13 protein-coding genes are annotated in these 12599 nt (G+C 70.3%); 12 read left to right on the top strand and 1 reads right to left on the bottom strand.

Annotation, left to right across the window (positions count from 1 at the left end; all coding sequences use genetic code 11):
- Position 1 precedes the first annotated feature (1 nt).
- Positions 2 to 385 (bottom strand): DUF1844 domain-containing protein, encoded by a 384-nt coding sequence (locus OG579_RS03670; RefSeq protein WP_045823006.1) that lies wholly within the window; start codon positions 383 to 385, stop codon positions 2 to 4.
- A 281-nt stretch (positions 386 to 666) separates the two neighbouring features.
- On the opposite strand from OG579_RS03670, the gene infC reads away from it, so the two are divergent.
- The 12 genes from infC to OG579_RS03610 all read left to right on the top strand — a co-directional run bounded on the left by infC (position 667) and on the right by OG579_RS03610 (position 12529).
- Positions 667 to 1311, top strand: coding sequence for a translation initiation factor IF-3 (gene infC, locus OG579_RS03665; protein WP_045823253.1), 645 nt, complete (start codon positions 667 to 669; stop codon positions 1309 to 1311).
- 54 nt (positions 1312 to 1365) lie between these two features.
- Positions 1366 to 1560, top strand: a complete 195-nt coding sequence (gene rpmI, locus OG579_RS03660; protein WP_045823005.1) for a 50S ribosomal protein L35 — start codon at positions 1366 to 1368, stop codon at positions 1558 to 1560.
- 68 nt (positions 1561 to 1628) lie between these two features.
- The gene (gene rplT, locus OG579_RS03655; RefSeq protein ID WP_045823004.1) at positions 1629 to 2009 is read left to right on the top strand and encodes a 50S ribosomal protein L20; all 381 of its coding nucleotides are present in this window, start codon (positions 1629 to 1631) and stop codon (positions 2007 to 2009) included.
- A 50-nt stretch (positions 2010 to 2059) separates the two neighbouring features.
- Positions 2060 to 2866, top strand: coding sequence for a TrmH family RNA methyltransferase (locus OG579_RS03650; protein WP_082080171.1), 807 nt, complete (start codon positions 2060 to 2062; stop codon positions 2864 to 2866).
- A 141-nt stretch (positions 2867 to 3007) separates the two neighbouring features.
- Complete coding sequence (gene pheS, locus OG579_RS03645) at positions 3008 to 4051, top strand: phenylalanine--tRNA ligase subunit alpha (RefSeq protein ID WP_328858132.1); 1044 nt, start codon at positions 3008 to 3010, stop codon at positions 4049 to 4051.
- Between the two features lie 52 nt (positions 4052 to 4103).
- Positions 4104 to 6602 (top strand): phenylalanine--tRNA ligase subunit beta, encoded by a 2499-nt coding sequence (gene pheT / locus OG579_RS03640; protein ID WP_328858131.1) that lies wholly within the window; start codon positions 4104 to 4106, stop codon positions 6600 to 6602.
- A 73-nt stretch (positions 6603 to 6675) separates the two neighbouring features.
- Positions 6676 to 7713 carry an N-acetyl-gamma-glutamyl-phosphate reductase gene (argC, locus tag OG579_RS03635; protein WP_328858130.1) on the top strand — a complete coding sequence of 346 codons (1038 nt, stop codon included), beginning with the start codon at positions 6676 to 6678 and terminating at the stop codon, positions 7711 to 7713.
- A gap of 47 nt (positions 7714 to 7760) precedes the next feature.
- A complete protein-coding gene (argJ, locus tag OG579_RS03630) occupies positions 7761 to 8969 on the top strand; it encodes a bifunctional glutamate N-acetyltransferase/amino-acid acetyltransferase ArgJ (RefSeq protein ID WP_328859145.1) in 1209 nt (402 codons plus the stop codon).
- On the top strand, positions 8966 to 9913 hold the full coding sequence (gene argB / locus OG579_RS03625) for an acetylglutamate kinase (protein ID WP_328858129.1): 948 nt from the start codon (positions 8966 to 8968) through the stop codon (positions 9911 to 9913). Before argJ ends, argB begins: the two co-directional genes overlap by 4 nt.
- Complete coding sequence (locus OG579_RS03620; protein ID WP_328858128.1) at positions 9910 to 11112, top strand: acetylornithine transaminase; 1203 nt, start codon at positions 9910 to 9912, stop codon at positions 11110 to 11112. Before argB ends, OG579_RS03620 begins: the two co-directional genes overlap by 4 nt.
- Positions 11112 to 12035: an ornithine carbamoyltransferase gene (gene argF, locus OG579_RS03615; RefSeq protein ID WP_328858127.1), complete on the top strand. Its 924-nt coding sequence runs from the start codon at positions 11112 to 11114 to the stop codon at positions 12033 to 12035. The genes OG579_RS03620 and argF overlap by 1 nt, the downstream gene beginning before the upstream one ends.
- Positions 12032 to 12529 carry an arginine repressor gene (locus OG579_RS03610; protein WP_082080168.1) on the top strand — a complete coding sequence of 166 codons (498 nt, stop codon included), beginning with the start codon at positions 12032 to 12034 and terminating at the stop codon, positions 12527 to 12529. Before argF ends, OG579_RS03610 begins: the two co-directional genes overlap by 4 nt.
- Positions 12530 to 12599: the final 70 nt, after the last annotated feature.

The raw sequence follows: 12599 nt of genomic DNA, 5'->3' as shown, positions 1-12599 counted from the left end.
TTCAGCCGCGGACGGGACCGGTCAGCTTCTCGCCGGGACCTGCGCCCGGTTCGTCGGGAATGCTGCTGGCCTCCCGGAACGCCAACTGCAGGCTCTTGAGTCCGTCGCGGATCGGTGCGGCGTGCAGACCGAGGTCGGATATCGATGCGGTGACCAGGCCGGCCAGCGCGGTGATGAGCTTGCGGGCCTCGTCGAGATCCACCGACGCCTGTGCCGACGGGTCGTCGGCCAGCCCGAGTTTCTCGGCGGCCGCGCTCATCAGCATCACGATCGATTTGGTGATGACCTCCACCGCGGGGACATCGGCCAGATCGCGCACGGGCAGGTCACCGGGCTCGGGGGACCCGTCGGCCCCGAGGTCGGCGGAATGTGAGTTTTCCGGCATGACTGTTAGACTTCCATGTCAGACCACCCCGGCGTGAGCTGGGGTTTGCAAGTGGAGTCCCGCTCCCACCGATCGACGTCCGTCTCTACGGACCGTTGCCCGGTCCGGTCATCCGCACACCGCTCCCGGTGCTCCCATCGGGAATAGGAGTCGGATACCTCCTGTTGGAGGTGGCACGTGCGTGAGCGGCAACGTTCATCCGCAGGTGCGGACCGGTCAACTGCGGGCCCCACCGATGTCGTCATCGGCGGGGCCTTTTCGTTGAGTCAAGGGTGTTCCGCCTGCATCCGGCGCACGACCCGCGGCCCGTCCGCGGCACCCATTGTTTTCACCGAGGAGGCCCCATCAGCACAGAGACCCGCATCAACGAGCGCATCCGCGTACCGGAGGTCCGACTCGTCGGGCCGAATTCGGAGCAGGTGGGCATCGTGCGTGTTGAAGACGCCTTGCGACTGGCCCTCGAGGCCGATCTGGACCTGGTGGAGGTGGCGCCCAACGCCCGCCCGCCGGTGTGCAAGATCATGGATTACGGCAAGTTCAAGTACGAGGCCGCGCAGAAGCAGCGCGAGTCACGCCGTAACCAGCAGATGACGGTCATCAAGGAGCAGAAGCTCCGGCCGAAGATCGACGATCACGACTACGAGACGAAGAAGGGCCATGTGGTCCGCTTCCTCGAGGCCGGTTCGAAGGTCAAGGTGACCATCATGTTCCGCGGGCGCGAGCAGTCGCGACCCGAACTCGGCTACCGCCTGCTGCAGCGTCTCGGCGCCGATGTCAGCGACTTCGGTTTCGTGGAGACGTCGGCCAAGCAGGACGGCCGCAACATGACCATGGTCCTGGCCCCGCACAAGGGAGCCAAGACCCGCGCCAAGGTGACCCAGGTCCGCGAGACAGGACCGTCGGACACCGACGCATCCGGCGCATAGACCCGCCGGGCGCGCCGACGACCGGCGCACACATCTACACAGACGAGGAAGAACATGCCGAAGGCAAAGACGCACAAGGGAACCGCGAAGCGATTCAAGGTGACCGGCAGCGGCAAGATCACGCGTCAGCGGGCGAACCGTCGCCACCTGATGGAGCACAAGCCCACCAAGCGCACCCGTCGCCTGGATGGCACCGCCGTGGTCGCCGACAGCGACGCGCCCCGCATCAAGCGGCTCCTGAACATCTGAGCGACGCGCTCACACATCCGTTTCATCGATCGCCGAGCGCGGTCTCGACACAGTAAGAGGTATTCCACGTGGCACGCGTGAAAAGGGCGGTCAACGCCCAGAAGAAGCGTCGGACAACCCTGGAGGCATCCAAGGGTTACCGCGGCCAGCGTTCGCGGCTCTACCGCAAGGCCAAAGAGCAGCAGCTGCACTCCCTCACCTACGCCTACCGCGACCGCCGTGCGCGCAAGGGTGAGTTCCGCAAGCTGTGGATCTCGCGGATCAACGCCGCGGCCCGCGCGAACGACATCACCTACAACCGCTTCATCCAGGGTCTGAAGATCGCGGAGCTCGAGGTGGATCGCAAGATCCTCGCCGAGATCGCCGTCAGCGACCCCGAGGCGTTCGCCGGTCTGGTGGCCATCGCCAAGAAGGCGCTGCCCGACGACGTCAACGCCCCGGCAGCCTGATCGCCGATCCGTCGCCTGACGCATCTCGACCCCTGACGACACGACCCGTAGTGGACGCAGCACTCACCGAGCGCTCCACGCGGGTCGTCTCGTTTGCCAAGCTGCATCGCGCGAGTGAGCGGCGCGACCGTGGTGAGTTCCTGATCGAGGGGACGAACGCGGTGCGGTCGGCTCTCGACGTCGGTGTCGTGCGCACCGTCCTCGTGCGCGTCGACGAGGAGTTCCGCCACGCCGACGTCCTCGACATGGCGCGCACGGCGGGGATCGAGATCCTCGTGGTCACCGCGCGGGCCGCCGACAAGCTCGCCGAGACCTCCACGACCCCCGGCCTGTTCGCGATCTGCGATCTGCTCGACGCCTCGCCGGCCGACATCATCGACCGCGCCGGCCCGACCGCGACGGTCGCCGTCGGCGTGGACATCTCCGATCCGGGCAACGCCGGCACACTCATCCGCACCGCCGACGCCATGGGGTGCGCGGGCGTGCTCCTCGTGGGCGCGTCCTCGGTCGACCCGCACAACGGCAAGGCCGTGCGGGCCAGCGCCGGCAGTGTGTTCCACATACCGGTCGCGCGGGCGCAGGACCCGCAGGCGATCGTCGACGCCCTCCGCGCCGCGGGGATCGCCGTGCTGGCCACCGCGGCCGACGGCGAGCTGTCCCTCGACGACGCCGACGCCGTGCTGGCCACCGGGGTGGCGTGGCTGTTCGGCAACGAGGCGCACGGACTGCCGCCGGAGGTGCTCGCCGCGGCCGACCATCGGGTGTCGATACCTATCCGCGGTCGGGCCGAGAGCCTGAACATCGCGGCGGCCGCCGCCGTCTGTCTGTGGTCGAGCGCGCGCGCCACCCGTCGTTGAATCGTCCTGCGGCGGGTGTGACCTGCGGCTTTGGTCGGTAACCGCTGCGTGGGGCGACCGGAGGGATCCGATACGCTCGACGGCGACACGGGCACGAGGTCGAATCGACCACCATCGACACGAAGAGGAGCTGGGTTCGTCGTGAGCAGCGAAACGTCAGGAGCCACCGAGGAGTCGTTGGACGCGGCGGCCGATGCGGCCGTCGCCGCGTTCGCGGCCGCGGGCGATCTGACCCAGCTCGCCCAGGCGAAGACCGACCACCTCGGTGACCGGTCGGCGATCGCCCTCGCGCGGCGTGCTCTCGGTGATCTGCCGAAGACCGAGCGGGCCGAGGCGGGCAAGCGTGTGAACGTGGTCCGCGGTCGGGCGCAGCAGGCCTACGACGAGCGTGTCGTCGTGCTGACCGCCGAGCGCGACGCGGCGGTCCTGGCCGAGGAGGCCATCGACGTGACGCTGCCGAGCGCGCGGCGTCCGGTCGGCGCGCGACACCCCATCACGGTCATCGCCGAACAGGTCGCCGACGTCTTCGTCGCGATGGGGTGGGAGATCGCCGAGGGACCGGAGGTGGAGACCGAACAGTTCAACTTCGATGCGCTCAACTTCCTGCCCGACCACCCCGCGCGTTCCATGCAGGACACCTTCTACATCGCGCCCGAGGGTTCCCGGCAGGTGTTGCGTACCCACACCTCGCCGGTCCAGGTGCGGTCGATGCTGACGCGCGAGGTGCCCATCTACGTCGCCTGTCCGGGACGGACGTTCCGCACTGATGAGCTCGACTCCACCCACACCCCGGTGTTCCACCAGGTGGAGGGGCTCGCCGTCGACAGAGGCCTCACCATGGCCAATCTGCGCGGCACGCTCGAGATCCTCGCGAAGGCGATCTTCGGTCCCGACACCACGACCCGGATGCGGCCGAACTTCTTCCCCTTCACCGAACCGTCGGCGGAGGTCGACGTGTGGTTCCCGGCCAAGAAGGGCGGGCCCGGATGGGTGGAGTGGGGCGGCTGCGGCATGGTCAACCCGAATGTGCTGCGCGCGGCCGGGATCGACCCGGAGATCTACTCGGGATATGCGTTCGGCATGGGCCTCGAGCGCACCCTGCAGTTCCGCGACGACCTCCCCGACATGCGCGACATGGTCGAGGGCGACGTCCGCTTCACGCTGCCGTTCGGCCCCGCGATCTGACCTCGGCCCCACCGCCGTTCCCGACCTCGATCTCGAAAGTAGTTGAGCCACCGTGCGCGTTCCCCAGTCCTGGTTGACCGAATCACTGCAGCGTGGCGCCGCCGACTTCGCGGCGTCGACCGCCGAGATCGATGCCGGCTTCGTACGCGTCGGCTTCGAGATCGAGGATGTCGAGGACTTCCCGACCATCACCGGACCGCTGGTGATCGGGCGGGTCGCGCAGATCACCGAGCTCACCGAGTTCAAGAAGCCGATCCGGTTCTGTCAGGTCGACGTCGGCGAGGACGCCCCCCGTGGGATCGTCTGCGGCGCCCGGAACTTCGCCGAGGGTGATCTGATCGTGGCCGCCCTTCCCGGCAGCGTGCTGCCCGGCGACTTCGCCATCGCCGCGCGCAAGACCTACGGGCACACCTCCGACGGCATGATCTGCTCGGTGTCGGAGCTGGGCATCGGCACCGACCACTCGGGCATCCTCGTGCTCGCCCCGGGTACCGCGGAGCCCGGAACCGACGCGCTCACCGCCCTCGGCCTCGACGACACCGCGATCGACGTGAACATCACACCCGACCGTGGCTACGCGTTCTCGGTACGTGGGCTGGCGCGAGAACTCGCGGCGAGCTTCGATCTGCCCTACGTCGATCCCGCGGGTGCCGAGGCGCCGAGCGACGGCGACGGGTCGTCGGTCGATGCGTGGCCGGTCCGCATCGATCCGGCCTCGTCCGCCACCCGCTACTGCGCGCAGGTCATCCGCGGCGTCGACCCGACGGCGGTGTCGCCGTGGTGGATCCAGAAGCGACTGCTGGTCGCGGGCGTGCGGCCGATCTCGGCCGCGGTCGACGTGACGAACTACGTGATGCTCGAACTCGGGCAACCGTTGCACGCGTTCGATGCCGCGCACGTGGCCGGCACGATCGTGGTGCGTCGCGCGAGCGCGGGGGAGACGCTCACCACCCTCGACGGGGTGGAGCGCACCCTCGACCCCGATGACGTCGTCATCGCCGACGACCGCGGACCGATCGCCCTGGCCGGCGTGATGGGTGGCGCCGAGAGCGAGATCTCCACCGACACCGTCGATGTCATCCTCGAGGCGGCGAACTTCGACCCTGTGTCGGCGTTCCGGACCGGACGACGTCACCGGCTCTCCAGCGAGGCCGGCAAGCGATTCGAACGCACGGTGGACCCGCAGATCACCGCGATCGCGTTGGCCCGGGCCACCGCACTCATCGTGGAGATCGCCGGCGGCCGACCCGATCCCGGTCATACCGACGTCGCGATCGAGACGCCCCCGGCAACGGTGACCATCGCCCCGGACCTCCCCGACCGCGTCGCGGGGATCACCTACGCACCGGGAACCACCGTGCGCCGCCTCGAGCAGGTCGGTTGCGTCGTGAGCGAGAGCGCCGACGGCACCCTGCAGGTGGTGCCGCCGTCGTGGCGCTCGGATCTGCGGCAGTCGGCCGACCTGGTCGAGGAGGTGCTGCGACTGGAGGGGCTCGAGAACATCCCCGCGGTACCGCCCAGCGCCCCGGCGGGGACCGGCCTGACCCGGGAGCAGATCCGCCGCCGCAGTGTCGGTCGCGCGCTGGCCATGTCGGGATTCGTCGAGGTGCTGCCGTTCCCGTTCATGCCCGCCGGCGTCCTCGACCTCTGGGGCGTCGACGCCGACGACCCGCGGCGCGCGACGGTGCGGGTGCTCAACCCGCTTGAGTCCGCGCGCAGCGAGTTGAACACGACGCTGCTGCCCGGCCTCGTCGAGATGGCCGTCCGCAACCTCGCCCGCGGGCAGCGCGACGTCGCGCTCTACACGATCGGGCAGGTGATGATCGCCGACGAGAACGTCCACCCCGTCGCCACCGTCGACGTGACCCGCCGCCCGACGTCGGACGAGATCGCCGAGCTGATGGGGTCGTTGCCGCGTCAGCCCCTGCGCGCCGCGGTCGTCCTCACCGGCGCGCGCGAGCCCGCGGGACCGTGGGGTCCGGGACGCCCGGTCGAGGCGTCGGATGCCTTCGACGCCGCGCGCGTGATCGGTCGGGCCTCGGGGGTGGAGCTGAGCATGGTCGCCGCCGAGCACGTGCCGTGGCACCCCGGGCGGTGCGCCCGGGTGGTCGCCGACGACGGTGCGGGCGGATCGATCGACGTCGGGTGGGCCGGTGAGCTGCACCCCGCCGTCATCGACCGGGCCGGCCTGCCGCCCCGAACCTGTGCCGTCGAGCTCGAACTGGATCTCCTTCCGCTCTCCTCGGCGCTGCCCGCGCCGCAGCTGTCGCTGTTCCCCGCGGTGTTGCAGGACGTCGCGGTGGTGGTCGACGCCGGGGTCGCCGCCGCCGATGTCGAACGCGCCCTGGTGGCGGGTGCGGGTGCACTGCTCGAGGACATCCGGCTCTACGACGTGTTCATGGGATCGCAGGTCGGGGAGGGCTCGAAATCGTTGACGTTCGCCCTGCGTTTCCGCGCCGCCGACCGGACGCTGACCGAGGACGACGCCTCGGGCGCCCGCGACGCCGCGGTCGCGCACGCGGGTGAGGTGGTCGGCGCCCGTCTGCGGTGACGTCGTCGCGGTGATCGTCGACGCCCGACCCCCGGTGATGAATTAACTTGCAACGTTCTGCATAATGAGTCACATGTCGATGTCGATTGCCGTGGCGGGTGCGAGTGGGTACGCCGGAGGCGAGATCCTGCGCCTGCTGCTCGGGCACCCCCGTGTGGCGTCCGGTGAGGTCACCATCGGTGCGCTGACCGCGGGAGGGAATGCGGGAACACTGCTCGGTGCGCATCAGCCCCACCTGTTCCCCCTCGCCGACCGCGTGCTCGCCGACACCACCGCCGAGGTGCTCGCCGGCCACGACGTCGTCTTCCTCGCGCTGCCGCACGGCACGTCGGGGCCCATCGCCGACGCGCTGCCACCGTCGACCCTCGTGATCGACTGCGGCGCCGACTTCCGGCTCTCCGATGCCCAGGAATGGACCCGGTTCTACGGGACCCCTCATGCCGGCACATGGCCGTACGGCCTCCCCGAGATCCCCGGGAACCGCGACGTGCTGTCCGGCGCCACGCGGATCGCCGTGCCCGGGTGCTACCCGACCGTGTCCATCCTGTCGCTGCTGCCCGCCGTGACCGCGCGCGTCGTCGAGTCGGCCGTGACGGTCGTCGCGGTGAGCGGGACCTCCGGCGCCGGCCGCTCGACGCGCATCGACCTCCTCGCCTCGGAGGTCATCGGATCGGCTCGGGCCTACGGCGTCGCCGGCGCCCACCGGCACAATCCCGAGATCGCGCAGGCGCTCTCGGCCGCGGCGGGCGAGCCCGTGTCGGTGTCGTTCACACCGGTGCTCGTCCCGATGGCGCGTGGCATCCTCGCCACCTGCACCGCACGGACCTCGGCCACCGCCGATGAGGTCCGCGCGATCTACGAGAAGGCATACGGCGACGAGCCTTTCGTGCACCTGCTGCCCGACGATCGTCTGCCCACCACCGGTTCGGTGATCGGATCGAACTCGGCGGCGCTGTCGGTGTCGGTCGACGAACGGGCGCAGACGCTCGTCGTGGTCGGCGCGATCGACAACCTGACCAAGGGAACCGGGGGAGCGGCGGTGCAGTCGATGAACCTGGCCATGGGTTTCGCCGAGAACGAAGGACTGTCGACGGTGGGGGTGGCCCCGTGAGTGATGGGTTGGACGCCGTGAGCGACAGGGTTTCCACACAGAACGCGATCCACACTCTCGACGGCTCGGTGGTCCGCGATCAGGGCGTCACCGCACCGCTGGGCTTCCGCGCGGCGGGCATGGCGGCCGGGATCAAGGCGTCGGGCCGACCCGATCTCGCGCTCGTGTTCAACGAGGGCCCCGACTACACGGCTGCCGGTGTCTTCACCCGCAACAAGGTCAAGGCGGCGCCCGTGCAGTGGTCGCAGCAGGTGCTGACCACCGGGCGGCTGCGTGCCGTGGTGCTCAACTCCGGTGGCGCCAACGCCTGCACCGGCCCCGACGGATTCGGCGACACCCACGCCACCGCCGAGGCCGTCGCCTCGGCGCTGAGCAACTGGGGCACCGAGACCGGGGCGATCGAGGTCGCGGTCTGCTCGACCGGCCTGATCGGCGATCGCCTGCCGATGGACAAGCTGCTGCCCGGCGTCACCGCGATCGTGCGTGACATGGCCGGCGGACTGTCGGGCGGCACCGACGCCGCCCACGCGATCATGACCACCGACACCGTGCCCAAGCAGGTGGCCGTGCACCACACCGCCGGTTGGAACGTCGGCGGGATGGCCAAGGGTGCGGGCATGCTCGCGCCGTCGTTGGCGACGATGCTCGTGGTCATCACCACCGATGCGAAGGTCGATGCCGCAGCACTGGATTCGGCGCTCCGCGCCGCCACCGCCCGGACGTTCGACCGCCTCGACGTCGACGGTTCGTGCTCCACGAACGACACCGTGCTGCTGCTGAGTTCGGGTGCGAGCGACATCGAGCCCGACGCCGACGCGTTCGCCGCCGCGGTGTTCGCCGCATGCGACGATCTCGCCGAGCAGCTCATGGCCGACGCCGAGGGCGCCACCAAACGGATCCTGGTCACCGTGACCGGAGCACACAGCGACGACGACGCGGTCACCGTCGCGAGGACGGTCGCCCGCGACAGTCTGGTGAAGACGGCGTTGTTCGGATCCGACCCGAACTGGGGACGCGTCCTGGCCGCGGTCGGGATGGCGCCGGTCGAGCTCGACCCCGACGCGATCACCATCGACTTCAACGGTCATGTCGTGTCCCGCAACGGATGTGGTGTCGCTGGTGCGCGCGAGGTCGACCTCTCCGGGACCGACATCGTGGTGACCGTCGACCTCGCGGTGGGGTCGGGTCGGGCCACGATCCGGACCACCGACCTCTCCCACGGCTACGTCGAAGAGAACTCGGCGTACTCCTCATGACCACCGGCGGATCCGTCGCGGGCGACCTCAGTCCGCTGGCCAAGGCGCACGTCCTCACCGAGGCGTTGCCGTGGCTGCAGCGTTTCGCGGGCAAGGTCATCGTGGTCAAGTACGGCGGCAACGCGATGGTCGACGACGACCTCAAGGCCGCGTTCGCCCAGGACATGGTCTTCCTGCGCACGTGCGGGATCCACCCCGTCGTCGTGCACGGCGGCGGACCGCAGATCTCGGCGATGCTCACCCGGCTCGGTCTCACCGGCGAGTTCCGGGGCGGCTACCGGGTCACCACCCCCGAGGTGATGGACGTCGTGCGCATGGTGCTGTTCGGTCAGGTCGGTCGGGAGCTCGTCGGACTCATCAACGCGCACGGTCCCTACGCGGTCGGCATCACCGGTGAGGACGCCCATCTGTTCACCGCCACCCGTCGTACCGCGCTCGTCGACGGCGTCGCCACCGACATCGGTCTCGTCGGCGACGTGACCACCGTCGACCCCCGCGCCGTCACCGACCTCATCGCGGCCGGTCGGATCCCGGTGGTGTCGACCATCGCCCCCGATGTCGACGGCGTGGTCCACAACATCAACGCCGACACCGCGGCCGCCGCGCTCGCGGAGGCCCTCGGCGCCGAGAAGCTGGTGATGTTGACCGACGTCGAGGGGCTCTACACCGACTGGCCCGACCGCGGATCGCTCACCTCGAGCATCGACGTCGACACCCTCGAAGCGCTTCTGCCGCAGCTCGACTCGGGGATGATCCCGAAGATGGAGGCCTGCCTGCGCGCGGTCACGGGCGGCGTCCCGCGCGCCCACGTGATCGATGGCCGCGTCGCGCACTCGATGCTCCTGGAACTGTTCACCGGAGAGGGCATCGGGACCATGGTCGTCCCGACGGCCGCGACCCCCACCGGCGGCGCCACAACCCACACGAACGAGGTGAACTCATGACCGCACCGATGCAACAGCGCTGGTCGCACGCGCTGATGGACAACTACGGCACCCCCGCGGTGGCACTGCGCAGCGGACGCGGCGCGGTCGTCACCGACGTTGACGGGGCCGAGTACCTCGACCTGCTCGGCGGCATCGCGGTCAACGCGCTCGGGCATGCGCACCCGGCCGTGATCGATGCCGTCACACGGCAACTCAGCACGCTCGGACACGTCTCCAACCTCTACGTCAGCGAGCCGGTCGTCGCACTCGCCGAGACGTTGCTCGCCCGGCTGGGGACCCCCGGCCGCGCGTTCTTCTGCAACTCCGGGGCCGAGGCGAACGAGGCGGCGTTCAAGATCGCCCGCCGCACCGGCCGGCCGCACATCGTGGCTGCGGAGAACGGTTTCCACGGCCGCACGATGGGTGCCCTCGCGCTCACCGGACAACCGGCCAAGCGTGCGCCGTTCGAACCGATGCCGGCGGGGGTGTCCCACGTCCCGTACGGCGACATCGACGCCCTCGACGCCGCCGTCGACGAGAACACGGCCGCGGTGTTCCTCGAACCGATCCAGGGCGAGGCCGGCGTGGTGGTCCCACCGGCCGACTACCTGGCCGCGGCCCGCCGGATCACCGCCGAGCGGGGTGCGCTGCTCGTCCTCGACGAGGTGCAGACCGGCATCGGGCGCACCGGCACGTTCTATGCCCACCAGGCCGTCGGCATCGTCCCCGACGTCATCACCCTGGCCAAGGGGCTGGGCGGTGGCCTGCCCATCGGCGCCTGCCTCGCCACCGGTGCCGCGGCCGACCTGCTCTCACCCGGCCAACACGGCACGACGTTCGGCGGCAACCCGGTGTGCGCGGCGGCCGCGCTGGCGGTGATCGGCGAGATCGACGCCGCGGGGCTCCTCGACCACGTCGCGGCCGTCGGCAAGTCGCTCGCCACGGGCATCGAGGACCTCGACCATCCGCTGGTGTCGCATGTACGGGGCGCCGGCCTCCTGCTGGGCGTCGTGCTCACCGCATCCGTTGCGGCGCATGTCGAACGGGCGGCTCGCGCGGCCGGCTTCCTCATCAACGCCCCGGCCGCGGACGTGCTGCGACTGGCGCCGCCGCTCATCCTCACCGACGACCAGGCCACCGGCTTCGTCGCCGCTCTGCCCGACATCCTCGACGCCGCCCGCGACGCCGCGGCCCACACGAACCCCGGAGCGGCCTGATGGTCCGACACTTCCTGCGCGACGACGATCTCACCCCGGCCGAGCAGACCGAGGTGCTCGCCCTCGCGGCCGAGGTCAAGCGCGACCCGTTCGCGCACCGACCACTCGAGGGACCGCACGGCGTCGGGGTGATCTTCGACAAGAACTCCACCCGCACCCGGTTCTCCTTCGAGGTCGGGATCGCCCAACTCGGCGGTCACGCCGTGATCGTCGACGGCAAGTCCAGTCAGATGGGCCGCGACGAGACCCTCGAGGACACCGGCCGGGTCCTGTCGCGCTTCGTGCGCGCGATCGTGTGGCGCACCTTCGGCCAGGAGCGTCTCGAGGCGATGGCCTCGACGGCGACGGTCCCCGTCGTCAACGCCCTGTCGACCGAGTTCCACCCGTGTCAGGTGCTCGCCGACTTGCAGACGATCATCGAGCACAAGGGCACCGCGGCGGGCCTGTCGATGACCTACCTCGGCGACGGCGCGAACAACATGGCGCACTCGCTGCTGCTCGGCGGGGTGACGGCGGGCATGAACGTGACGGTCTCCTCGCCCGAGCAGTTCCGTCCCGCCCCATGGGTTCTCGACGCCGTCGCCGCCCGCGCCGCACAGACCGGCGCGACCGCCCGCGTCGAGGGCGACCCGCACGCCGCGGTCGCCGGTGCCGACATCGTCGTCACCGACACCTGGACGTCGATGGGCGACGAGGGCGACGGACTCGACCGCGTCGCGCCGTTCCGGCCCTACCAGGTGAACGACGCCCTGCTCGCCGGTGCCGCCGACGACGTCATGGTCATGCACTGCCTGCCCGCTCACCGGGGCGAGGAGATCACCGCCGACGTCATCGACGGACCGCGCAGCGTGGTCTTCGACGAGGCCCAGAATCGTCTGCACGCGCAGAAGGCGCTGCTGATCTGGCTGTTGGAGCACTCGTGAGCGCCGCGCCGCTGGGGCGGCCGTCGCCGACCCGCGCGGGACGGCTGGCCGAGATCGTCCACATCCTCTCCGCCACGCCGGTTCGCAGCCAGGTCGAGTTGCAGACGCTGCTCGCGCAGGCCGGGATAGACGCCACCCAGGCGACGCTGTCGCGCGATCTCGACGAGCTCGGCGCGGTCAAACTGCGTGCCGCCGACGGTGGCGCCGGCGTCTACGTGGTGCCCGAGGACGGGTCCCCGGTCCGCGGGGTGTCCGGTGGCACCGACCGACTCTCGCGTCTGCTGGCCGACCTGTTGGTCTCCACCGACCACGCCGGCAACATGGCCGTCCTGCGGACACCCCCGGGAGCCGCGCATTATCTCGCCAGCGCGATCGACCGCGCCAGCCTGACTCAGGTGGTGGGCACCGTCGCCGGTGATGACACCATCTTCGTGGTCGCCCGCGACGGCACCAGCGGCGCCGACCTCGCCCGCATGATCGAGGGCCTCGCATGACCACACCCGATCCCGGCCCGGCCGGAACCGACCTCGCCCGACACACGACAACCAGGGAGCCCCAGAACTC

It is taken from the genome of Williamsia herbipolensis (genome assembly GCF_036153515.1).
Taxonomy (GTDB): Bacteria; Actinomycetota; Actinomycetes; order Mycobacteriales; family Mycobacteriaceae; genus Williamsia_A; species Williamsia_A herbipolensis.
This window is presented reverse-complemented; position numbering and strand designations above follow the sequence as displayed.

Excerpts from the sequence above, each read along its gene's own strand:
- OG579_RS03670 (WP_045823006.1), bottom strand. The coding sequence starts at position 385 with ATGCCGGAAAACTCACATTCCGCCGACCTCGGGGCCGACGGGTCCCCC.
- rpmI (WP_045823005.1), top strand. The coding sequence starts at position 1,366 with ATGCCGAAGGCAAAGACGCACAAGGGAACCGCGAAGCGATTCAAGGTG.
- argC (WP_328858130.1), top strand. The coding sequence starts at position 6,676 with ATGTCGATGTCGATTGCCGTGGCGGGTGCGAGTGGGTACGCCGGAGGC.
- argF (WP_328858127.1), top strand. The coding sequence starts at position 11,112 with ATGGTCCGACACTTCCTGCGCGACGACGATCTCACCCCGGCCGAGCAG.
- argB (WP_328858129.1), top strand. The coding sequence starts at position 8,966 with ATGACCACCGGCGGATCCGTCGCGGGCGACCTCAGTCCGCTGGCCAAG.
- OG579_RS03620 (WP_328858128.1), top strand. The coding sequence starts at position 9,910 with ATGACCGCACCGATGCAACAGCGCTGGTCGCACGCGCTGATGGACAAC.